Source organism: Viridibacterium curvum (genome assembly GCF_039544165.1).
GTDB classification, from domain to species: Bacteria; Pseudomonadota; Gammaproteobacteria; order Burkholderiales; family Rhodocyclaceae; genus Viridibacterium; species Viridibacterium curvum.
Genome location: NZ_BAABLD010000011.1, coordinates 30,405 through 53,528, shown reverse-complemented (window position 1 = coordinate 53,528; position 23,124 = coordinate 30,405). Strand labels below are relative to the sequence as shown.

At 62.8% G+C, this 23,124-nt stretch carries 18 protein-coding genes; 9 read left to right on the top strand and 9 right to left on the bottom strand.

Features of this window, described 5'->3' with window-relative positions; all coding sequences use genetic code 11:
• Positions 1 to 11: 11 nt before the first annotated feature.
• Both ABEA02_RS14740 and ABEA02_RS14735 read right to left on the bottom strand, forming a co-directional pair.
• Positions 12 to 557, bottom strand: a complete 546-nt coding sequence (locus ABEA02_RS14740; RefSeq protein WP_345533856.1) for a DUF3568 family protein — start codon at positions 555 to 557, stop codon at positions 12 to 14.
• A gap of 213 nt (positions 558 to 770) precedes the next feature.
• On the bottom strand, positions 771 to 1,655 hold the full coding sequence (locus tag ABEA02_RS14735; RefSeq protein WP_345533855.1) for a GGDEF domain-containing protein: 885 nt from the start codon (positions 1,653 to 1,655) through the stop codon (positions 771 to 773).
• A gap of 184 nt (positions 1,656 to 1,839) precedes the next feature.
• Here ABEA02_RS14735 and hflX point away from each other — a divergent pair, with 184 nt between their 5' ends.
• Positions 1,840 to 3,159, top strand: coding sequence for a GTPase HflX (hflX, locus tag ABEA02_RS14730; RefSeq protein WP_345533854.1), 1,320 nt, complete (start codon positions 1,840 to 1,842; stop codon positions 3,157 to 3,159).
• A gap of 9 nt (positions 3,160 to 3,168) precedes the next feature.
• Here the strand turns inward: hflX and ABEA02_RS14725 are convergent, their stop codons facing one another.
• On the bottom strand, positions 3,169 to 4,788 hold the full coding sequence (locus ABEA02_RS14725) for a pectinesterase family protein (RefSeq protein ID WP_345533853.1): 1,620 nt from the start codon (positions 4,786 to 4,788) through the stop codon (positions 3,169 to 3,171).
• A gap of 371 nt (positions 4,789 to 5,159) precedes the next feature.
• Here ABEA02_RS14725 and ABEA02_RS14720 point away from each other — a divergent pair, with 371 nt between their 5' ends.
• The gene (locus ABEA02_RS14720; protein WP_345533852.1) at positions 5,160 to 5,309 is read left to right on the top strand and encodes a hypothetical protein; all 150 of its coding nucleotides are present in this window, start codon (positions 5,160 to 5,162) and stop codon (positions 5,307 to 5,309) included.
• Positions 5,310 to 5,371: 62 nt separating this feature from the next.
• Here ABEA02_RS14720 and ABEA02_RS14715 read toward each other — a convergent pair whose 3' ends face one another.
• Positions 5,372 to 6,874 carry a sensor domain-containing phosphodiesterase gene (locus ABEA02_RS14715; protein ID WP_345533851.1) on the bottom strand — a complete coding sequence of 501 codons (1,503 nt, stop codon included), beginning with the start codon at positions 6,872 to 6,874 and terminating at the stop codon, positions 5,372 to 5,374.
• Between the two features lie 27 nt (positions 6,875 to 6,901).
• Between ABEA02_RS14715 and ABEA02_RS14710 the strand changes: the two genes are divergently transcribed.
• From ABEA02_RS14710 to ABEA02_RS14695, 4 genes are all read left to right on the top strand, one after another.
• Positions 6,902 to 8,362: a DUF4139 domain-containing protein gene (locus ABEA02_RS14710; RefSeq protein WP_345533850.1), complete on the top strand. Its 1,461-nt coding sequence runs from the start codon at positions 6,902 to 6,904 to the stop codon at positions 8,360 to 8,362.
• A 189-nt stretch (positions 8,363 to 8,551) separates the two neighbouring features.
• Complete coding sequence (locus ABEA02_RS14705) at positions 8,552 to 10,618, top strand: WD40/YVTN/BNR-like repeat-containing protein (RefSeq protein ID WP_345533849.1); 2,067 nt, start codon at positions 8,552 to 8,554, stop codon at positions 10,616 to 10,618.
• Between the two features lie 417 nt (positions 10,619 to 11,035).
• Complete coding sequence (locus tag ABEA02_RS14700; protein WP_345533848.1) at positions 11,036 to 12,244, top strand: RtcB family protein; 1,209 nt, start codon at positions 11,036 to 11,038, stop codon at positions 12,242 to 12,244.
• Positions 12,245 to 12,384: 140 nt separating this feature from the next.
• Positions 12,385 to 13,314, top strand: coding sequence for a hypothetical protein (locus tag ABEA02_RS14695; protein ID WP_345533847.1), 930 nt, complete (start codon positions 12,385 to 12,387; stop codon positions 13,312 to 13,314).
• Between the two features lie 220 nt (positions 13,315 to 13,534).
• Here the strand turns inward: ABEA02_RS14695 and ABEA02_RS14690 are convergent, their stop codons facing one another.
• On the bottom strand, positions 13,535 to 14,329 hold the full coding sequence (locus ABEA02_RS14690; protein WP_345533846.1) for a PEP-CTERM sorting domain-containing protein: 795 nt from the start codon (positions 14,327 to 14,329) through the stop codon (positions 13,535 to 13,537).
• 246 nt (positions 14,330 to 14,575) lie between these two features.
• A complete protein-coding gene (locus tag ABEA02_RS14685) occupies positions 14,576 to 17,146 on the bottom strand; it encodes a site-2 protease family protein (RefSeq protein WP_345533845.1) in 2,571 nt (856 codons plus the stop codon).
• 204 nt (positions 17,147 to 17,350) lie between these two features.
• Here ABEA02_RS14685 and ABEA02_RS14680 point away from each other — a divergent pair, with 204 nt between their 5' ends.
• The 3 genes from ABEA02_RS14680 (at position 17,351) to fghA (ending at position 19,905) form a co-directional block, all read left to right on the top strand.
• Positions 17,351 to 17,620, top strand: a complete 270-nt coding sequence (locus ABEA02_RS14680) for a metal/formaldehyde-sensitive transcriptional repressor (RefSeq protein ID WP_345533844.1) — start codon at positions 17,351 to 17,353, stop codon at positions 17,618 to 17,620.
• 56 nt (positions 17,621 to 17,676) lie between these two features.
• The gene (locus tag ABEA02_RS14675; protein ID WP_345533843.1) at positions 17,677 to 18,786 is read left to right on the top strand and encodes an S-(hydroxymethyl)glutathione dehydrogenase/class III alcohol dehydrogenase; all 1,110 of its coding nucleotides are present in this window, start codon (positions 17,677 to 17,679) and stop codon (positions 18,784 to 18,786) included.
• A gap of 276 nt (positions 18,787 to 19,062) precedes the next feature.
• Positions 19,063 to 19,905, top strand: a complete 843-nt coding sequence (gene fghA, locus ABEA02_RS14670) for an S-formylglutathione hydrolase (RefSeq protein ID WP_345533842.1) — start codon at positions 19,063 to 19,065, stop codon at positions 19,903 to 19,905.
• Positions 19,906 to 19,942: 37 nt separating this feature from the next.
• Here the strand turns inward: fghA and ABEA02_RS14665 are convergent, their stop codons facing one another.
• The 3 genes from ABEA02_RS14665 to ABEA02_RS14655 all read right to left on the bottom strand — a co-directional run bounded on the left by ABEA02_RS14665 (position 19,943) and on the right by ABEA02_RS14655 (position 23,009).
• Complete coding sequence (locus ABEA02_RS14665) at positions 19,943 to 20,944, bottom strand: patatin-like phospholipase family protein (protein WP_345533841.1); 1,002 nt, start codon at positions 20,942 to 20,944, stop codon at positions 19,943 to 19,945.
• A gap of 139 nt (positions 20,945 to 21,083) precedes the next feature.
• Positions 21,084 to 22,037, bottom strand: coding sequence for an alpha/beta hydrolase fold domain-containing protein (locus tag ABEA02_RS14660; protein ID WP_345533840.1), 954 nt, complete (start codon positions 22,035 to 22,037; stop codon positions 21,084 to 21,086).
• 312 nt (positions 22,038 to 22,349) lie between these two features.
• Positions 22,350 to 23,009 carry an Lcl C-terminal domain-containing protein gene (locus tag ABEA02_RS14655; protein ID WP_345533839.1) on the bottom strand — a complete coding sequence of 220 codons (660 nt, stop codon included), beginning with the start codon at positions 23,007 to 23,009 and terminating at the stop codon, positions 22,350 to 22,352.
• Between the last annotated feature and the right edge of the window lie 115 nt (positions 23,010 to 23,124).

Genomic DNA, 23,124 nt, shown 5'->3' with positions numbered 1-23,124 from the left:
TCAGGACTGACTCAGATGTCGTTCTTGCGCTTGGCCTGTTTGCGTGACGTATCGGGCGGCATATAGCGTGCGCCGCTGATTCCGTTGCCCGGGGAAGCCCGTGCCGAGGCGACATTGAGTTCGCCAATGGCGCGTTCAATCTGGGCAACCACTTCCTGTGCTGTGGCGCCGTCGACGCGCAGGATGTCCTTGCGTGCTGTCACGCTGACCCGGGTGAGCCGGGGCGACAGGGTTTCCATCTTCACCGTGATGGCCAGCTCAGCCACCTTGGCTTTGGTAAGGATGCCGTTGTCGAGGCTGCTGACGTCCTCGATGTTCAGCAGCATGGACTTCGCAGCGAGTCGCACGGCGTCGTCGACCTTTTCGATGGGTTCGCTGAAGGTACGGCTGGCGGTGCCATTGACCTGGTGCGAGAGGCCGGCACCGGCGCCAGCACCGGCGAGACTGACGGCCAGTGCAGCACAGCCGTTGAGCAGGCCGGGGAGCAGGCAGAGCAGCAGCAGACGCAAGGTGCGTGCGCTGGTTCGGAATACGGGGTGCAGGGGCGTGTCGGACATGAGGTGTGCGCCAGGCGGGGTCGTGGCGTTGACAAGCATTGCGTATGCCCCCGTGGGTACGCCGCTGGGATAGCCTGACCGGTGTGCAGCAGCCTGGTGCGAACGGTGAAGTCGCGGTGGGGGGGCGGTCGGCGTGTGGCAGTGCGGCCAGTTGTCGGGTGCGACGGGCGGCGGCGGCCTCTGACGGATTTTGTCAGGTGGTGGCGCGAAGCGTCAGCGTCCGAAGCGGCGTTCGCGCTTGCGTTGCAGGGGCGCCATGATGGTCGAGAGCACGCTGCTCAGGCGATCGGGGTCTGATGGTGTCTGGCTCTGGATGGGCTGTTCGGCCTCGTCCGCGCGTCCTTCACGGCGCAACGCGTCCTGCGCCATGAGCGTGAATTTGCTGATGACCCGATCACGGCCCTGCAGCTTGGCAGCGTAGAGGTAGTGGTCGGCCTCGTCGATGAGGGCGGTGTAGTCGCCTTGTCCGGTATAAGTGCTGACGCCGAAGCTGGCGGTGACGGTGCCAACCAGTCGCATGGGTTTGTGGCGGATTGACTTGCGCAATCGGTCGGCGACCAGCATCGCGTCGGTGGTGTCGGTTTCCGGGCAGATCAGCAGGAATTCTTCGCCGCCCCAGCGGCCGAAGTGGTCGGAGATGCGCATGCGGCGTTGCACGCGTCGGGCGAGGGTGGCGAGCACATTGTCGCCAACGGCGTGTCCGTGGGTGTCGTTCACGCGTTTGAAGTGGTCCACGTCGATCAGGATCAGTGACAGCGGACGCCCGTAGCGCATCGCCCGGTCGAACTCGCGTTCCAGCAGGCTTTCGATCATGCGGCGGTTGTGCAAGCCGGTCAGGACGTCGGTTTCGGCCTCCTCCAGCAGGGCGTCAATCTCGCGCCAACGGCGCCATGCGAACAGGGCGAGGGCGAGCGACGTGAACCCCCACATCAACGCGGGGCGCTGGCTGACATGGGTTGCGGCAGGCAGGATGTATGTGGCGCCCGGTGCGTCCAGGATGAAGAGCCAGACGGCCGCACCTGTGCAAGCGAACAGCAGCAGGCCCAGCTCGCGCGCCCGTATGCGGTTGCTGGTCAGCCAGCTTTGAAAACGGCTCAACAGGGACGCCAATTGAGTCTCCGGGGCGTTGCATCACATTCACTTACGGCAGTTCCCCGAAGGGCTGAAGCCAATTGCCGGGGCGAACGCGAGCGACTCTGATTGTCCGGCGAGGGCTCTCATCAGCCTGACCGGAATCCTGCCTGCAGGTACCATCCGGCTTTACGCACGAAAAGACGGTCAGATGCAAAAAGAGGATGTTCCGGTCCGCGCCCTGGTGGCGGCGGTCCAGTTGCCCAGCGTGAGTGACGCTGAATTCGAAGCCTCGCTGATGGAATTGCGCGAACTGGCGCGCACATTGGGTTTCAAGGTGGTCAATACCATCGTGCAGAAGCGCGCGAGCTTCGATGCGACGGGTTACCTTGGCGTGGGCAAGCGGCAGGAGATCCGCGAATACATCGAGCATGAGGCCATGCTCTCCGAAGAATCCGGCTCGGAAGGGATCGAGCTGGTGCTGGTCGATCACGAAATCTCGCCCACGCAGCTGCGCAAGCTGGAACTGGAGACGGAGTGCGAGGTGATGGACCGCACGATGATCATCCTCGAGATTTTCCACCGCAATGCACGCACGCCTGCGGCGCGCGCTCAGGTCGAGATTGCACGCCTGGGCTACATGGCACCTCGTCTGCGCGAAGCGGCCAAGGCGGCCGGTCCGCAGGGGCGCCAGCGCAGCGGCGTGGGTGGTCGTGGCGCGGGGGAGTCGGCGACAGAGCTTGACCGGCGCAAGATCCGCGACCGCATTGCCGAGCTGCAACTCGAAATCGCGGCGATGAACGCCACGCGCGACACGCAGCGTTCGCGCCGTCAGCAACGCCAGGGGCTGGCGAGCGTTGCACTTGTGGGTTACACCAACGCGGGCAAGTCGACGCTGATGCGCGCGCTCACCGGCAGCGAAGTGCTGGTCGAGAACAAGCTGTTCGCGACGCTCGATACCACCGTGCGCGTGCTGCATCCCGAGGGCGTGCCGCGCGTGCTGGTCAGCGACACGGTGGGCTTCATCAAGAACCTGCCGCACGGACTCGTGACTTCGTTCAAGTCCACGCTCGACGAGGCGCTGGACGCCGAACTGTTGCTGCACGTCATCGACGCGGGTGACCCCGGCTTCGAGCGACAGCGTGAAGTGACCAACCAGGTGCTCGCCGAAATCGATGCGCACGACGTGCCCCGTCTGACCGTGTTCAACAAGATCGATTCGGTGGGTGACGCCGAGGCGCAGGCTGCGCACGAAGCGGCCCTGCGCGCGCAGTACCCCGACTGCGTGGTGATGAGCGCGCGGCGGCCCGAAGACGTGGCACAGCTGCGCCAGCGCATTCTCGCGTTTTTCCAGCGCGATCTGGTTGAGGCCGAGCTGCATCTTCCGTGGTCGGCACAGCAGCTGCGCCATGACATCTTCACGCAGTGTCAGGTGCTGCACGAGGACGCCGACGAAGCGGGCGCCCTCTTCAAGGTGCGCGGCGAAGAGGGACTCATCGCGCGCCTGCGCGCGCAGATCGACGCGCTCTGAGGGTGAGCCTCAAGGCTGCGGGTTCCAGCCTTCACCACCACCGAAATCGCGGAACACCTGGGCGCGCGTTGCGTAACGCTTTGCCTGTGTTTCCGCCGGCATCTGGATCGCCTGATCGAAGCGTTGTGTGATGTCGAGCGGTGAGCCATCCAGCTTCTTGCTGCCGAACTCGACCCAACCTGCACAGAGTGTGTCGCTGCAAGTTGCCGGGCGTGGCGAGGGCAGGGGCTTGTCGAGCCAGCCCGCAGCTGCGATGTGCACGCCAATCTGTGTGTTCACGAAGGCGATGTTGTCGCAGTTCTGCGAGCCGCAGGATTGCCCCCCGCTGCGTGCGAGATAGACCGAGCCCTCTGGCACGCCTTCTTCGGCCGTCATCCGGCTGTTCAGGAACACGAAGCCCGGCGTGTTGCCGACGGCGCGTGCCTGCAGTACATAACCGGTGTTGTTGGTGACGTTCTTCACCGAGCGGATCTCGCAATCCTCGAACAGCGAAGCGCGCGGGTAACCCCAGATGAAGTCGACGTCGCCGGCGACGAGGCTGCGGTGGAACCAGCTCCAGCCTTTGACAAGGATGGTGTCCTGCGCCGAGATGAAGTTCATCTCGCGCGCCAGCAGACGGCCCTCGCTGTTGAAGTAGATGGCTTCGGCCTGGTTGTCGATGGTCGCTTCACCGACCTTGCTTACTTTCACGTGCGAATTTTTCAGCGTGAAACTGCGCAGGGTCAGCAGGTCGCTGCCCTCGATCAACCACACCGCCCTGCCACCCTTGAGATAGACACGCCCGCACTTGGCCTTGCTGGCAGGTGTGCAGCCAGGCAGAAAGCCGCTACCTGCACTGCCATCGCTGGTGCCAGTACCCGGGTTGAAGGATTCGTAGTTGTCGTAGTGAACGACGACGCCGTCGCGGCTTTCACCTTGCACGGTGAGGTTGCGCGTGCCGCGCAGGAACAGCAGTTCTTCATACACGCCGTTGCGCACGTTGATGTGCTTCGGCACCTTGGCGTCGTCCGATTCCGACAGGCTCATGATGTGATTCAGCGCACCCTGTATTGAACGGAAGTCGGCTTCGCCGTCGTCGTCTACCGTGACGCTGCTGCGTTTGTGCGCTGCGCGGGTCTTGAAACGCCAGCCGTCTTCGCGCGTCACACCGGCAAAGTCACCCCCCGCAATCTTGCCCGACAGCACACCAGCGTCCAGCGTCACGTAGTACTCGGTGTCGGGCTCGAGCCGGTTGTTGTGCAAGGTGATGGTGGCCGTCTCGCCACGCACCACGACCGGCCTGAAATAGACGTAGCGAGCGCCGCCACCCCAGTTCACACCTGCTGCCAGTGCATCGACTTCGGTGTTGGCGCGTGCCATTGCGGTCTGGGTGTCGCCACTGGCAGCACTGCCGGCCATATCGATGCTGTCGACCAGTTTGTTGTCGCGAGCCCTGAATACCTTGATGAAGCCGGCTGTGCCGATTGCGGGCGTTGCGTCGAAGCGCAGTTTGAGACGTACATCAACCTGGGCAGCCTGTTCAGCCAATGCCGGCTCAACGCGACCGGCGAGTTGGGTAGTCGCCAATGCGGCGGAGACCGGGAGGCAGAGCAGGGCGATGAGAAAGGAGCGGTGCAGGGATAACAGCATGGTGTGCGGGGTTCCGTAGCGGTGTGGCTTCGATTTGGAGGGGTTGGTGTCAGCTTGCGTTGTTTCCGGTAACAATTTCGGCAGCAGAGGTAACTTCCTGAAGCCTTGCCGGGGCGAAGACGTGCGGAATCTGGATCCGGCCTGTGTTTGCGACCGTGTTGCGGTGCGGAATTGTAGAGGGTTCGGGGATCTCCCCGATTGACGCGGAGTGCGGCTAAGGCAATATAAGGAAAAGAAAAAAGTGTCACTCCAATTGCGCGAATGCATCACGACCAAGCGTGTTGCGTCGCGACAATCCGGGTGAGCCTCTGTTACAGTGGTGTTGAAAGCGAGCTGCTTTCCACGCCAGCATCCTTTGCAAGGAGATCGTCATGAATATCGGTCAAGTTGTCGCCCCCGCAGAGCCCGTCGAGCTGCCGTCGGATATCGATAGCGAACGTCAGGCCTACCTCGATGAAGCGCATGTCGAGAGCACACAGTTTGGCGTCGGACGTTGGGATAGTTTCGCGAACGCGGATTGAGCGCACGTCTTTGCCTGGCGGGGCATTTCGGCCCGCCCTGCAGCCTTCTTTCGTGACGCTGGTCAGTGCGTCATGAAGCGCAGGGCGTCTTCCAGCGACAGTGGGCGGCTCAGAAAGTAGCCTTGGGCATTGTCCGCGCCCAGCTTGCGTAACAGTTCCAGCTCATTCGCCGTTTCAACGCCTTCCGCGAGAATGCTGCTGCCGGTCTGCTTGCCGAATTCCACGAGAGCCGATGCAAGCGCACAGCGCGAGCGATCGCGATCGATGGCGCGCGTGAGGCTGATATCCAGTTTGATGATTTCAGGCTGCAGATTCAGGATGTGGCGCATGCTGGCGTAGCCCGCGCCAGCATCGTCGATGGATATCTTCAACCCGCGGGATCGCAAACTGCTCAAACTGCGTCGCAGCGCGTCGTAGTCGTCGACATGAGCGTGTTCGGTGAGCTCCAGGACGATACGTGCGGTGTCGACATCGGCAAATGCCGCATCGAAATTCCGGCTCATCACGGTTTCCGGTGAGGCATTGATGGACAGGTACGTGTTCTCCGGCATCCGCGGCAAAGCCCGCAATGCGTTGCGGATCGCGCTGACTTCAAGCGCAGGACCCAGGCCCACCTCTGCCGCTTCCGCGAACCACTTGTCCGGAGATTTGCCCTGACTGTTCGGGAAGCGAGACAGGCACTCCATGCCCACGAAACGTTCGTCGCTGAGCCGACAGATGGGCTGAAAGACGATCTCGGGGCCACCTTGCGCCAGTGCCGCTTCAATGCGTGAAAACTTTGCGTTGCGTTCGCTTGTTGAGAGCAGATCAAGGTCGATCTGGTAGGCCACAAGACTGGCGAAGGCTTCCATCATGCCCAGATCGCGCTGGTTAAGAGAGTGATCGGGGTGGAAGCCGAAGCAGCAGAAAGTGCCGTAAATGCGGCCATCCGAGAGGCGGATCGGTACGCTCAGGTGCGAGCCGATGGGAATATTCGTTGTTTCGGGCAAGGCCATCGCCTCGCGCTCTTGCGTTGTGTCGGGAATCAGGCGCGGCAGGCGACCATCGACCACGCGCTTGCAGTAGCCCACATCCATGGGGATCGAGTCACCCATGTAGATCGGCGTCCATCCGGCGGCATCGACATGGCGGAAAATCCGTTCGTTGCCGATGAACTCCGAGACAAATGCGACATCCATTCCAAGATGCTGGCGTACTGCACGCAGGATGTGATCGATCGAGCCGGAGACTTCCAGGGAGGGGAGTCCGAACGCGGGCAAAAGGCCTGGAAGTGAGCGGGAATTGAGAGCTTGGCCCACGATGACGCCTCCCCGTTTGAGATCATCACAATATGGCCGACGGAATGCCATATAGATAGCCGTCTGCCCATTCGGGCAAGAGACATGAGCGATATTCCCTGTTTCAAACGACGAATTTCTGAACGTGCCCGCAGTAACTTTTCCGAACTGCGCTGAACAGGCGACATTGTGTTCCGGGCTGTGCTGCGCCGCAGCGTACGCAGGTCTTGTGCTGCCAGAGTGTCGTTCAACCCCGTTTTCATTGCGTGATCGTTGAAATGGCACCATCCACTCATTCAGTTAAACGAGGTCATCATGCGCAAAACGCTCCAGTCTGTTTCACTGCCCCGGATTCTTCCTCTTGCTGCAAGCCTGCTGGCCTTCAGCATGGCAAGCCTTGCAGCGGAAGCGCCAGAGCGGCGTAGTACGCTTGAGGATCAGCGTTCAGTAGCCGTCACGGTCTACAACCAGGACCTTGCACTGGTGAAGGAGGTGCGGCGCGTGTCGCTGGACTCCGGCTTCAACCGCCTGGCGCTGCGAGATGTCAGTGCGCAAATTCGCCCCGAGACGGCTTTGTTGCGCAGTCTCACCAATCCCGGCGGTCTGAGCTTGCTGGAGCAGAATTTCGACTATGACCTGCTGACGCCGGCCCGCTTGCTGGAAAAATCAGTGGGGCGCACGGTGCGCATTGTCAGGACGCACCCGATGACGGGTGCCGAGACGACCGAGACGGCAGAAGTGCTTGCCGCTGCGGAAGGCGTGGTGCTGAAGATTGGCGACCGCATCGAGACGGGCGTGCCTGGCCGCATCGTCTTCGACAACGTGCCCAGCAACCTGCGCGACCGGCCGACGCTGGTCTCGCAGCTCAGCAGCAAACAGGCCGGTGCGCAGGACTTGGAGCTGTCTTACCTGACCGGTGGCCTGTCGTGGAAGGCAGACTATGTCGCCGAGCTGAGCCAGGATGACAGCACGCTGGACCTGAACGGCTGGGTGACGCTGGATAACCGGAGCGGAACGAGCTTCGGCAATGCCCGACTGCAACTGGTTGCGGGTGACGTGAATCGCGTGCGCGAAGAGGTGGCCAACCTGTACGAGCTGCGGCGTGCCGTGGCGGCTCCCGCTGCAGCCAAACCGGCGATGGCACAGGAGAGCCTGTTCGAATATCACCTCTACACCCTTCAGCGCCCCACAACGCTCGCGAATAATCAAAGCAAGCAGGTGTCCCTGCTCGATGCGACGGTTGTGCCGGTGAAGAAGGAATTTCTGCTCACGGGCGCGCCGTACTACTACAGCAGTGCGGCGGGAGAGATTGGTAGCAAGCTCAAGGTCGGCGTCTTCGTCGAATTCGCCAACAAGGAGAGCAGCGGACTGGGCATGCCGCTGCCCAAGGGCGTGGTGCGCGTCTATAAACGCGACAGCAGTGGCAACGCGCAGTTTGTTGGCGAAGATCGAGTCGGCCACACACCGAAGAATGAGACTGTGCGCCTCAAGCTGGGGGACGCATTCGATGTCACGGCTGACCGCAAGCAGACTGACTTCCGCCGTCATGAGCCGAACAGCCGCGCCGTATATGAAAGCGCCTACGAAATCGTCTTGCGTAACGCAAAGAGCGAGGCTGTCACGGTTACCGTGCGCGAACCCGTGCCGGGTGACTGGAGCATGCTTGAGCAGTCGCACAAGCACGAGAAGGTTGCGGCAGGCACTGCGCAATGGAAGATCAGTGTGCCCGCCAACGGCAGTACCACGCTGAAGTACCGGGTGCTGATGCGTATCTGATCCGGGGTGCGTCGCCGCAGCCTTGCGGCGCCGGAAGCTGCGCGGAAAGTGTTCTCCCGCCCCCCCCGGTTGCAAGCAAAACCCCCTTATCATCGGAGACGGGGGTTTGTTTCATGCGCGTCCAGTACGCGCATTGCGCCGGTTCGAGCCGGCAAGGGTTCCGCAACGATGCTCACTCGATTTGTCCTGATGGCATGGGCGCTAGTGCTCTCTGCCGCATGCTTCGCCGAAGGTGTGCCGCCCACACCGGTGTTCCGTGGGCGCTCGGTCATCAACGCCTCGCTGTTCACTGGCCTGCAAGTGCATCGCACGGGCACGCTGCTGGTGGGCGGCACGGACGGCAGCATCCTGCGCAGTACCGATGCCGGCCAGCATTGGGTCGCCGCATCGACGATGGATGTCAGCCAGGCCATCACGCAAATTGCCGCCAGCGATTCCGCCGATGTATTGATGGCTGCGGGCCCTATGGCAGCGATGTTGCGCTCCACCGACGATGGCAGGACCTGGACCTTGCAGCCCTTTGGATCGGCCGTGCGCATGCGCGCTGTGGCCTGGTCCGCCAGGTCCCGGAGCTGGGTGGCCGTGGGCGAGCAGGGCGTTCTGATCCGCGCTGCAAAAGGCGACGAAACCTGGGACATGATTCCCAACCCCGCGACAAAGAACCTGGGTGGCATATTGGCCTTGCCGGACGGTACCTGGGTCGCGGCCGGCGAGGAGGGCGTCATCCTGCGCTCTACAGACGATGGCCTGCACTGGCAGGCATCGCGTACAGGCACCACCGCCACGGTGACGGCTTTGCAGTACGTGCCGGAGCTCAGGCGTCTGATCGGCGCCTGTGCTGACGGCCGCGTGCTGCTCAGCGCGGACGGCGGACGACGATGGACGCGTGTCGCGACAGGTGTGGACGATTACCTCAGCGCGCTGGCCTACGATGTGCAGCACAAGGCCTTGCTTGCGGCTACGGCCAAGGGGGCTGTCGTTCGCTCGACGGATGCCGGCCGCAGCTGGCAGATCGTGCCGAGCGGCACGAGCTATTACTTGCAACATCTTGTCTATTTGCCGAAGCAGGGCGCACTGGTTGCCAGTGGCGAACCGGGTGCAGTGCGCCGCTCGTTCGATGGTGGCAAGTCCTGGATGCAGGCAAGTGTGCCGACCAATGACCGCATCAGTCGTCTTGTTGTGGCTGATGGCGCGTTGACCGGCCTGGGGCAGTTTGGTGCCGTGATGCGCTCGACGGATGCGGGCGCGACCTGGCAGGTGCAGCAACAAGCGATCAGCCTTTACGTACATGACGTACAGTTTGCAGCGGACGGCAAGACGCTTGTCAGCGTCGGACCACAAGGTTCGGTTGCGCGTTCGACGGATCTTGGCCGAAGCTGGGAGCCGCTCCCGCTTGGCTTGGGGCAGGACGTCTACCTGCTCAGCGCAACGAAAGATCCGGTGTCCGGCGCCGTGGTTGCTGGCGGACCACCCGGCACCATTATCCGCGCGGAGGGCGATGCCACAGCCTGGCAACGCTCGCTGGAGGTCAACAGCGCGTCGCGCGGTTATTTCCAGAAGATGCTCGCCGATGCAAAGAACGGCGTGCTGCTCGCGTTGGCAAGTCCGGGTGTCGTCATGCGCTCCATTGACGGCGGGCGCACCTGGGAGGCGACCGACGCTCGCACCGATCCGCATCTCTTCGATGCCGATGTCAGCAGCGCAGACGGCAGCTTCATCGCGGCAGGGCGTGATGGCGTCATACAGGTCAGCCGCAACGGCGGTCAGCACTGGGACGCGATCAAGAGTGGAGTCGCTACGCATCTTTATGGTGTCGGCTTCGTGCGCGAGCTGGGGGCATTCTTCGTCCTCGGCGCCAATGGCGTGATTCTGCGTTCCGTCGACTCGGGCGCGACCTGGCAGTCACTCGACTCAGGCAGCAATGCGGTACTCCGCTACGTTGCCTATGACGCATCCAGCAAGGTGCTGATTGCCACCGGAGATAGAGGAACGTTGCTGCGTTCTGCGGATGGAGGCGCCAGCTGGCAGCAGATCCGGAGCGGGACAGAGCAAGCCCTGCGCAAGCCCGTGGTGACGCGAAAGCAAGGCATCATGATTCCCGGCCGCACAGGCACCGTGCTGCGCTCCGTGGATGCCGGCGCGACCTGGCAACAAATGCCCACGCGCACGACAGGGCATCTGAAAGGCCTGCTCGAGTTGCCGGATGACGCGGGCGTGCTGGCCTACGGTGATCGCTTGCTACTTATCGGGCCGTAACGTCGGCGCGCTCGGATAGATAACTGGAAAGGGGCTCTGTGGCGCTCCTTTGTGCAAGGTTGCTCTGTTCAAAGTCAGTGAGTAACGGCTGACGGTGAACGACGCAGCGTCTGGGTTTGGGGGTGATCTCCAGGTCAGTGTGGTTCAGGTCGTGACGATCGGATTCCAAACGTTGACATTCCATCTGCAAGCCGCTTAATCTGCGCACTCGTTGTTCAACTCCCTTCTCCAAGGAGAACCCCATGCCCGTACCGACTGCCAAGGATTTCATTCAGCGCTGAGCGCGTCTGGCGGTGGCACGTGTGTCTCCCCCGGCGGCGTCAGCCCCGGGCCAGGAGTAAAAGGTGAGCAGTTCCTGAAGGAACAAAAGCCCTGGCTTCACAGCCCGGGCTTTTTTGTTTTCTCGGGAGAAATGCCATGCCCATCAGCATGACTTTGAACAAGGGGCGCGTACCGGTGAAGGTATGGACGCCCGATCTGGAGCACGAGGCGCTTGCGCAGCTGCTCAACGTGGCGCAACTGCCCATCGTGCGTCATCACGTGGCCGCCATGCCGGACGTCCATGCCGGTATCGGCGCAACTGTCGGCTCCGTCATTCCCACCGCGTCCGCCATCATTCCGGCGGCCGTGGGTGTCGACATCGGCTGCGGGATGAACGCGGTGCGGCTGTCGCTCAAGGCGAGCGAGCTGCCCGACAATCTTGCACGCATCCGCAGCAGCATTGAAGCCGCTGTACCTGTGGGCTTCGAGCAGCACGAGGCGAGCAAGATGAAGGGTAGCGCGCTGCAGCGGCAGGCACGTCGTCTCTCTGACCGACTGGATCAGATTGTCGGACGCCATCCCGGCATCATGAAGATGCAACGCAAGTTCCGGGACTCCTGGATGTGCCAGCTCGGCACGCTGGGGGGCGGCAATCACTTCATCGAACTGTGCATCGACGAAGCACAGCAGGTGTGGGTGATGCTGCACTCGGGCAGTCGTGGCATCGGCAATGTGATCGGTCGTTACTTCATCGCCGCAGCCCAGAAGGACATGCGCCGCCATGCCATCAATCTGCCGGATCGTGACCTTGCGTATTTCAGCGAAGGATCAGAGCTGTTCGATGACTACGTGTTCGCGGTCGACTGGGCGCAGGACTACGCGATGGAGAACCGTCGCCTGATGCTGAACCTCGTGCTCGAAGCGATCCGCCCGTTCCTTCCGCCCTTCAAGCTGGAGAACGAAGCGATCAACTGCCACCACAACTACGTGTCACAAGAGCAGCACTTCGGCGAGAGGCTCTTCATCACCCGCAAAGGTGCGATCCGGGCGGGTGATGGGGATTTGGGCATCATCCCCGGCAGCATGGGGGCGAAGTCCTACATCGTGCGCGGTCTCGGCAATGCTGAGTCCTTCTGCTCGTGTTCTCACGGTGCGGGGCGACGCATGAGTCGCAGCGAAGCGAAGCGGCGATTCAACCGCTTTGACCTCGCGGCGCAAACCGAAGGGATCGAGTGTCGCAAGGATGGCGGGGTGGTCGACGAGATTCCTGCAGCCTACAAGGATATTGACGAAGTGATGGCGCAGCAGACCGATCTCGTCGAAGTACTGCACACCGTGCGCCAGGTCGTCTGCGTCAAAGGCTAGTTTTTTCATCAACCCGCGTCCGCCAATCCGGCGGACGCATTTTCCAGGAGACGCGCTCATGCGTGCATTCATCCCACCCGAACTGCAACAGCTGCATTCGCATCGCCAACGGCGATACCTGATACGTACCGAGGCTCACCATGCACACTCGCGACATCGAATTCCTGTGCGCCAGCCTGCCGCAAGGCCGCACTGTCTATCCCTACTATAAAGACCGCTACGGTCTGCAACTCCTGCGCTATGCCGTACGCCAACCCACGGCCGTACACACTTTGCGCAGCGCCCCTGTGGCCAGTCTGTTGCAGAAGCCGCGCCTGCGCGATCTGCTCGCAGCCTGCGACGGAACGCTCTCGCCCCTGCATTTGCTGAGCGCTGATGGCGACAGCAGCCCACGCTGTCATGTGCTCACCCTCTCCAGCTGGAATGGCTCACAGACGAGTCGCGGCGGTAGCAGTCTTGTGCTGCAACTCAACTTTGCCAGCGAGCACGACCGCGCACTGCGCAGCCTGCTCAAGCTGCCTTCCGGTCGCGACCCGTTCAACTACAGCTCGCATCCCAGTCTCAGGAGTGACGCTATCGACCGGCGCTACACACTCGCCTGGGCGCGGCTGGATATCGATCTCGATGCCGATGAAGCGCTCATCGAAGAAGTCCAGTCTGATTGGGTCCGCGTCGCGCGTTATGCATTCAGCTCGGTCAGTGCAGGCCATACTGGCTATCTGCAGAGACGGTGTGGATCTGACGTGCAGCCCGCAGCGTTCATGAAGTACTACTGCGAAGTACTCGCGCCGTACGCCGAGATCTGGGACGAAGCCATGCTGTCCGCGGCGCTCTTCTTCCTGCGTGAGGAGCTGGGTATCTCGCGCATCTACTACCACTCGCCGGAAACCGGAGTGGCATTCAAGAACATCAAGTGGAATGCACCGCCACGTTCGCTCTACACCGAACTGCCGCGCAAGTTCTGCTTCCGTGAGACGGAAGATCTACCGAAGATGCTCAGAGACAACAACCGGATCAGATGCCTGCGTCGGCACCAACCCGGTTTGAGATTGAATCGGCTGACTGTGTGAGTGGATGTCTGTCGCAACCTGCTTCGTCACGATGCGGAATGCCGTGCGCGGATTTTAGCCCTGCTCGGACTTGGGGCGGCCTCAAGAAGCCACTGCGTCGCTCGACCTTTGATCGACCACCACGCGTGATCTCACGCTGCGTGGCAGCGCTGTACGCGGAAACGACAACGCCACGATGTTCGTGGCGTTGTCGATGAGAGGCCTGCGTGCAAAGGGTGAATCAGGCAGCTTTGCGTCGACGCATGCCGGCGATGCCGAACATGCCCAGTGCCGCCAGCGCGAGGCCGGTGGGTTCGGGTACCTCGGCGTCCGTGCCGACGGTGAAGTAGTCGAAGCTCGCGTCAGCGGCCTGGTAGCTCTTCAGGAAGATTGCAGCGCGCGAGTTGTCGACCGTCGAGCTCATCGCGCCCAGCAGCGTCCAGGCATCGGATTCGTTGAGCTTGTAGAAGAACGAGTAGTTGTCGGCCAGACCGTTCTCGATGATCTCGGTGCGCAGGAAAACGGAGGGGCTGCTGTAGTTCAGCGCCGTTCCCGTCAGGTTGCCGCCGAGGTCGCCTGGCATGTTGTCGCCCAGGCCCTGCAGGCGCACCACGGGTTGCGAACCCCACTGGTCGATGGCGAAGTGGAAGTCCATGCCATCCACATAGCCGCCGCTGCCGTCGGTGTCACCGTAGAAAGTGATGCCTGCCAGACGACCGTAGGAGTAGCCGGGCATCGTGACCCGGGTCTCGACCCACCACTTGTCGCCCAGACTCACATCAGGACGTTCTGACCACGCAAAGGGGGCGTTGTTGCGCGACCACCACATGTCCACATTGCCATTGGCATGGAAGTTCAGGCTGCCGCCGCTCTGCGTCACCGACGCCAGGCTGCTGTTTGGCACATCCAGGTGCACGTTTGCGTCGAGCGTGCTGCCCGAGAAATCAGTGATGACGGTTGCCTGCGCACTGGCCATCAGGCCAGTCAGGCAGATGCCGGAAATCAGGGATGCGACCTTGCTGGTCTTGTTGGCCATGCTTGCCTCTCTGTCGTAGGGGTTGTGGGTGCAACGTTGCGGCAGAGGATATGTCAAGAAATAACAAAAACAGCAAAAACGATTAAAGTGATTGTGCGATATGTCATCGTTTCAGCGCGCACGGCACCGCGCTGTGTGGCATGCATCACGGATTTTTGAGGTCGGTGCGGTCATTCGCCTCACAGGCTGATGTCGCCCGGCATGTGCGCACGTGGCCAGGCGTGGGAGCTGGCACCTGGGCGTGATTCAGCGTTGCGCAGGGCACAAGCGGGGCAGGGCATTGTTAACGTCGTCTTCGCGCTGCTGCTCCCACGGGTCGACGGCGTCGTTGCCCTGCGCTTTGCCCGCACGCCAGCACACCCAGCCATGCTGGCGTTGCGCCAACAGGTCGCGCGCCTCGTTCGCCCGGCCAGCGCGTTGCAGGGCGTAGGCGAGCTCCGCAGGCCTGCCGAGGTATGGCGGGCTGGCTTGTTCGCCGCGCGCCTTGTCGTTTGCGCTGGGCTCGTAGGGCGGTGAGTAGGCCGAGATCTGCATCTGGGCCAGCGCTTCTTCGTTGCGGTCGTTGCGCATCAGGGCCCAGGCGCGGGCTTCGCCGAGCGGGTTCAGCGGCTTCTTGAAGCGGTCGGTGTAGGGCGAGCTCTCCAGCACTTCGAGCGCACGCGCCGCGCGATTGTGTGACAGGTGGAACCAGGTCTGCGCGCGCACGACGGTGGGGGCCTCACAGTCGCAGTCCTGCCGCGCCTCGACGTCTTCGCGAATCTGCGCCAGCCGCGCTTCGGCGCCGGCTTCGTCGCCAGCCGCATCCATGGCTTCGGCGACACGCAGCTGCCCCGCGATTGTCTGGGCATGGAGATCCGGCGCGATCTGCTGCATCACGTCCACGGCGTTCTGCAAGAGGCGCACGCGGTCCGTTGCCGGCTGGCTTGCCCAGGTGGCGTGTGCGGTCTGCAGGTACAGGGAGACCATCAGCTTGCGCGAGGTGAAGTGCCCGTCACGCTTCAGGGCGATGATCTCCTGCATCCTGTTGAGTTGCGCCGGTCCATGTCCCGCCTCCGCCTGCATCCAGAACATGTCGATGTGGCGGCCGTCCTGTGGGGGAAGCCTTTCCGCGAGGCGCATGAGTTTTTCACGATGCTGGGCGGCGCTCTCGCCCTCGTCGTAGCTGTCGAAAGCCTGATCAAAAGCTTCTTCGGCCGTAGGCGGCGCGGCATGGGTGACAGATGTGCTGCGCAGCGTGCTGTAGGCCGGCAGCATGAGCGTCAGCGACAGCGCCCAGATGGCGAGCAACAGCAAGGGCGCAGCCACCATCTCCCACGCGCGTGCCACGACGGACTGGCGTTGCGTCTCTGCCGCCTTCACCATGGGCCACAGGGTCATGAAGTTCTTGTTGGATGCCAGCGTTTCGGCCTCGCGGTACAGCTGCACAACATCGGGCTCGCCACTGCGATGCTGTGTCACGCTGCGACGCAGTTTCATGGCGCGCCACTGGCCGCCGACGCCGAGCAGGATGAAGCCCACCACGCCCCACATCAGCGGACTCTTGCTCCACACCGCCAGCGCGACGAAGCCGAGCAGGCTGATGCCCGCAAAGGCGAAGCGTATGCGCGGATGACGCTCGAACAAGGCGATCTCAAGCAGGCGACCGCCATCGAGTGGTGTGACGGGCAGGAGATTGAACAGATTCACCCAGATCGACATCCAGGCCAGCTCGCTCAGCACCGCTGCCCAGGGCAGCTCAGGTGTGAGTGCCAGCCAGTGCAGCGCGGCCAGACCGGCGAGCAAACCGGGCAGGGGGCCGGCGAGATAGATGATGGCCCGCTTCCACACCGCCAGCGGCATCTCGGGCGCGGTCACCGCTGCGCCAAGAAACGGGACGAAGAAGATCTTCAGGTCACGATGGCCGAAGGCCCACATGGCCAGCGCATGGCCGCCCTCGTGTACCCCGATCACCCCCACCAGCATCAGCGCCTGTTGCCACTCGAACACCAGGCCCCACAGCACGAGAAAGGCGAGCAGGGACACACCGAACAGCCAGCGCCGCAAGGCCGGGCGCTCGGGTTGCGAGGCTTGCTGCCGCTTCTGGTAGGCATGCAGCTCGGCATGGAAATCGGCGCGGTACGCGTCCGAGAACACTGCCGCGGCGAATGGCCTCGCCAGCGTTTTGCGCACACGGAACCAGTTGATCGTCGTTTGCAGTGCCGCGCCGGCGGCGAGGGCAAAGCGGTCGCCGGTTGCCACGATCAACCCCTGCTTGCGCATGATGTCGAGGGTTGCCGTGCTGTTCGCCAGCAGCCTGGCGATGACTTCTGCGTCGTCCAGCTCGGCGAGCCCAGCCTCACGAATCCGCTCCTGATGTGCCGCCCAGTGTTGCGCCAGGCTGTCGGTCATCGCGTCTTCAATGTCGTGGCCCGGTCGCCGGTCATGCTCGCAGGCCCACAGCACGCGGTTGAGCGTCGAGCGCACCGTGCCATCCTGCAGCAGGCTGCTGAAGGCCACCGGGTATGCGGCCGTGTGCATGGGCGTCAGGTTCAGCCACGCGAACGCGCGCCCCGACTCGTGGCGGAACACGTATTGCGGATAGCTGTAAGGACCATTGTGCTGGTCGTAAGCCGCGATGCACGCAAAGCCCAGCGCTTCGATCTCCGCCAGGGTCGCGGCCTGATGCGGCGGCAGGGCGGCAGAGGGATCGCGTTGTGTGAAAACCGGTTGCCACAATGGCACGCGCAGCACCCCGATGAACATGCCGATGAACTGCAGCACCGGCAGCAGGATCATCAGCAGGGGAATGACAGCGAGAAAGAGGAGCAGGTCAGTCATGTCGCCATGATGTCATCGGGACGAGCGATCCGCCGCTTCCGCTCGTCATCTTTCAGGGCGAGCACGTAGCCACAGCAGACGGCCACGTTGCCGGCGTCGCCTGAACGCGGGCCAGCCGGATACTCCGGGGGGTATCCCTCCAACAGCCCGACGAAGCGCCGCGCTTCGGGCTATACTCCCCGGGAGTATCAGCGGAGCCCGCCCATGCCCCATTCCCCCGAAGAGAAAACGCGCGTTCTCAAGCGTGTGCGTCGCATCGCCGGCCAGTGCTCGGCGCTGGAGCGCGCGCTGGAAGAGGGCGCCGATTGCGCACCCGTGCTGCAGCAGATCGCCGCGATCCGTGGCGCGGTGAACGGGCTGATGTCGCAAGTGCTCGAAGCCCACATCCGCGAAGGCTTCGCCCAGCCCGGCCACACGCCGGACGACGCTGCCGTGCAGGAGCTGCTGACGCTCGTGCGCACCTATCTGAAGTAAGCCGATTGCCCTGAAATCCATTTGCCCTGAAAACCATTCCCGCAAGGAGAGCCCCCATGAAATCCCGCGCTGCCGTCGCCTTTGCTGCTGGAGAACCGCTGCAGATTGTCGAGATCGACGTCGCCCCGCCCAGGAAGGGCGAAGTGCTCGTCAAGATCACCCACACCGGCGTCTGTCACACCGACGCCTTCACGTTGTCAGGCGATGACCCCGAAGGCCTGTTCCCTGTCGTGCTGGGTCACGAAGGCGCGGGCGTGGTGGTGGAGGTGGGCGAGGGCGTCACGAGTGTGAAGCCCGGCGATCACGTCATTCCGCTCTACACCGCCGAGTGCGGCGAGTGCCTGTTCTGTAAAAGCGGCAAGACCAACCTCTGTGTGTCGGTGCGCGCCACGCAGGGCAAGGGCGTGATGCCCGATGGCACGACGCGCTTCTCGTACAACGGCCAGCCGCTCTACCACTACATGGGCTGTTCGACCTTCAGCGAGTACACCGTGGTGGCCGAAGTCTCCCTCGCGAAGATCAATCCCGACGCCAACCCCGAGCACGTCTGCCTGCTCGGCTGCGGCGTCACCACCGGCATCGGCGCCGTGCACAACACCGCCAAGGTGCAAGAGGGCGACTCGGTGGCCGTTTTCGGCCTCGGCGGCATCGGCCTCGCCGTCATCCAGGGCGCACGCCAGGCCAAGGCCGGCCGCATCATCGCCATCGACACCAACCCCGGCAAGTTCGAGCTGGCGAAGGCTATGGGCGCCACCGACTGCGTGAATCCGAAAGATCACGAGAAGCCCATCCAGCAAGTCATCGTCGAGATGACCGGATGGGGCGTCGATCACAGCTTCGAGTGCATCGGCAATGTGAATGTCATGCGTGCGGCGCTGGAATGCGCGCACCGTGGCTGGGGCCAGAGCGTGATCATCGGTGTCGCTGGCGCGGGGCAGGAGATTTCGACGCGCCCCTTCCAGCTCGTCACCGGCCGCAAGTGGATGGGCACCGCCTTTGGTGGCGTGAAAGGCCGCACGCAGTTGCCCGGCATGGTCGAAGACGCCATGGCCGGCAAGATCGAGCTCGCCCCCTTCGTCACCCACACCATGGGTCTCGACAAGATCAACGAAGCCTTTGACCTGATGCATGAAGGCAAGTCGATCCGCTCGGTGATTCACTTTTAAATTCTGAGGACTGAGTGCGGGAGTTGTTATGACATCTGGAAAATCGTCCTCACGCCAGCCTTCGCCGGGGTGACGCGCCTGTTTTGACGGTTTGTGCATGAAGCCAGCACATCTGGCATCGCCCTCTGATGAGACAGCACTTCAACGTCATTCCCGCGAAGGCGGGAATCCAGTGTCGTTACCTGACTCCCTGAAGTTGCTGGATTCCCGCCTTCGCGGGAATGACGGCACGTCCGGGGGCGCAACATGAATCTTGATATTCGGAGCATTTGAATCATGGAACGCATCGAACACCGCGCCTGCTTCGGTGGCTGGCAAGACGTCTGGCGGCACGAATCCACCACGCTGGGCTGCACGATGAACTTCGGCATCTACCTGCCGCCGCAGGCGAGTGCTGGCAACAGCGTACAAAAACTGCCCGTGCTCTACTGGCTCTCCGGCCTCACCTGCACCGAGCAGAACTTCATCACCAAGGCCGGCGCGCAGCGCTACGCCGCCGAGCACGGCGTGATCATCGTCGCGCCCGACACCAGCCCGCGCGGTGACGATGTGGCCGATGCGGAGGGCTACGACATCGGCAAGGGCGCCGGCTTCTACCTCAACGCCACCGAGGCGCCCTGGGCATCGCACTACCGCATGCACGACTACGTGGTGCACGAGCTGCCCGCGCTCATCGAAGCCCACTTCCCGGCAAGTGACGCACGCAGCATCTTCGGCCACTCGATGGGTGGGCATGGCGCGCTGGTGCTCGCCTTGCGCAATCCCGGGCGCTATCGCAGCGTGTCGGCGTTTTCACCCATCGTCGCACCCTCGCAGGTGCCGTGGGGCGAGAAAGCCTTCAGCGCTTACCTCGGTGCTGATCGCGAAACCTGGAAAGCCTGGGATGCCTGTGAGCTCATCGCGACGGCCAGCGAACGCCTGCCGCTGTTGATCGATCAAGGAGGTGCCGACGAATTCCTCGACAAGCAGTTGCAGCCCGAGCGACTGCAGGCCGCCGCCGACGCTGCTGGCCACCCGTTTACGCTGCGGCGACAACCCGGCTACGACCACAGCTATTACTTCATCGCCAGCTTCATCGGCGAGCACATTGCGCACCACGCAGCGGCGCTGAGGGCCTGAAAGCCCCATCGCCTGCGCGGAGCGCGGGCGATGCGTTTCAAAGATTTGCCTGCGCGTAGCGATGCGCGGTGTCGTAGCCCATCCGGTACAGGCGCTCGAGGTTGCTGCGTGACCAATCGAAGACGTCGGGCAGGAATTTCTCCGGCACGTCGTCGACGAGTGGCACCTTGAACAGCGGTTTGAGCTTGGGGTACCTGGGCATGTGTACCTGCTCGAAGAGTTTCACGTCGTCGCGTGCAATCTCCACCAGCGGCGTGATGATGGACATGACCCATGCGTCATACAGGTCACGCGGCGCGCGCAGCAGGCGCTCGGCGCCCAGCAGGTCGAATACCACGATCTCTTCGAGCTCGGGGTGGTTCTCCATCAGGCCCTTGAAGTTCAGACAGTCCAGCGCCGCGCCCTCGATGTAGAGGTCGCTGCCGATCTGTGTCGGCGGGTAGAGGAAGGGGAAGGACAGGGCTGCCTGCAGGTGCAGTGGGTTCAGCGCGGTCTTGTCGAAGTTCTCCATCTGCCGCTGGCTGAGGTTGTAGGCATTGAGGTAGAGCGCCGGCTTGACGCTCGCGATCTGCGCAAAGTCGATGATCTGGTCGGCAAACGGCACGTGTGCGCACAGCCCGGTCGAGGCAGGCGTCAGGCTTGATGGGCAGACGGTTGCCAGCCAGAGGGACAAGCCATCTTTGGCCATCTGCGTGAGCGGATCGCGCGCCGGTTGCGCCATCACCTGCTGCAGCAAGGGATTGCCGGCCAGCATCTGGCGATAGACGTCTGCCAGCGCACCGGGTTTGTTGAAGACCTTGTAATTGACCGGAAAGCCCTCGTAGATCGCGTCCGCGATCCCCAGCTCGGTCAGCCCGCGCAGCGTCGTCACCGGGTTGCCGTTGCGCGGCGCCAGATACATCAGGCCCAGCAGTGCGCCGGCGCCTGACATGGTGACGACATCAAACTCCAGCCCCAGCTCGGCAAATGCCTCCAGCGCGCCGCCCACCAGCGTCGCGTTGGGCGCGCCGCCACTGATCACCAATGCCCTGCGTGCCATGTCGTTCTCCTCTCAGCGCCGCCCGGTGGGCGTATCGCGAATCAGAATGGCACGACATCCTTGGGCTCGTCACTACCCGCAGGGGCAAGCCCGAGGGGGTGAGGGCAAAGCCGGTGGGCTGCAGGGCGACGGTCGGTCCTCAGAGATTGGCGTTTGAATCGGCCCCCTGGCCTTTGCCACGGACTGGCGCGCCCAGCGTCTGCCGGTACCAATTCACCACCCTGTCGATGATGGGCTTCTGGAACCACACCAGCTCACCGTGGCCCGCGCCTTCGACGAGGATGTATTCGGCCTTGTTGCCGCCGCTGATCAGGCCCCGGTAGAGCTGCGCGCTCTGTACGGGAGAGACGTGGTTGTCAGCGCTGCCATGGAAGATCAGAAAGGGTGGCTTCTTGCCACCCAGGTGCCCCATGGGACTGGCATCCCTGGCCCGCTCGGGCACGCTCTGGATCGACGCTCCGGCAAAGCCTGCAAAGGCTGGCCCGTTCACGAGCAGGGCTTCGGTGACGGCGGGCGACTCGTGCACGGCCTGGATGTTCGGCGGAAAGCCCGCGCCGATATTGCTCAGATCTGACAGGCCATAGAGCGTGACGACGGCCTGTACATCGGACGATTTGTCGAGGAAGACGCCTTTGTCAAAGCGCTTCTCGCCGTTGGTGGTGCCCAGCAGCTGTGCGACATAGCCGCCGGCCGAGTCTCCCAGTGCGCCGATGCGCGACGCGTCGATGCCGTACTCGCCGGCGTGCTCGCGCAGGTAGCGCACGGCGGCCTTGGCGTCTTCCAGCGGTGCCGGGAACTTGCTCGGCACCGTGCGGTACTCCACCGCTGCCACGACGAAGCCTGCCTGCGCCAATGCCATGCGCATTTCAATGTACTTGTCGTGCTCGGCCGTCGTGAAGCCGCCGCCGGGGAAGTACACGATGGCGGGCTTCAGATCGTTGGTGCGCGGAACGAGCAGGGACATCTGCATCTGGCGCACCGAGCGCGTGCCTTTCCACTGTGCGTAAATCACCCCGTTGATGCTGTCGACCTGCTCGGTCTCGCGTGCGACGCGGATGACCTGGGCCCCCTCGGTATACCCCGGCAGACTCACGGGCGGTGTCGATTGGGCCCACGCTGTGTTGAGAACGGCGTAAAGACTGAGGAGGAGTGGTATGCGATACATGAGCTGTCTTTATGGAACGTCGGGTGGGTAGGAGTATCGGGCGGCGAGATGGTTCCTGCCCGTTCTCGCGTCAAGGGTTGCGTCATTACGCGTGCAAGCGCGGGCCTCAGCGCGCCCGCTGAGGCAGGATGCCCTTGGCCGGGAGTGCCTCTGTGACAAGGTGCATCGCCTCCGCCGCGCCAAGCAACAGGCTCACATCGCGCTCGCGAGGCACCTGGGCCTCGGTCTTGTTGCTGCGGATCAGCGCCCGTCGAGTGTGAGCGGGCTGGCGGGGAAAATATTGAGTTTTTGCGTGAAGCCGGCGTCCGCTGGGTTTCCCGTCAGTGGCATGGAGCGGACCAGTCGCAAATAAAACGGTAGCTTTCGCCCCATGGTCTCCAGCAAGCCATTGCTGAAGCCAACACTCCAGGCCAGGTGCTTGCTGCCAGCCAAGGGCGTCGATGTCCAATACAAGGCTTCGGACTGGGGAAACGCGACGGGATGAATGTGGTAGCGGTCGTCCTTTGTGCGTTTGCATTCCTGTGGCACAGGCGGGAGCTGGTCATTCAGATCGATGTTCGTGTTGGGTCTGAAGCCAGCCGTGCATTGCCGGAGGCTCTGTAGTTGCCGCACATTGGGCAGGGCCCAGTTTGTGATGCCACCCAAATTGCCCGTTGAATTGATGCGGCTGACAACGTCAAAAGCCTGCTCAAACTGATAGTCCTTTGCTTCCCCCGCGCAGCTGTCGCCATTCCATTGTTGCCCGACGCTGCACCGAGCCCACACCAAACCGGTCGATGAGTCGTAAACCATGGTGCCGCTTTTGTGCAGCCAATACGGCTGAGCATGCGTGGCCATTGCAGCGGTGGCGCAGAAGGCAATGAGTATGGCTTTGAACGAAGGTTTTCGGGCGAAGGTCATGTGATATGGCGGTGAAAACGAGAAGAAAATTGAACCGAACGAGACTCAGTGTGGCACGCTCTTTGGAGGATACAAGCCCCATGGTTTGACTAGTTTGGAGCGACAAAAGTCGCTC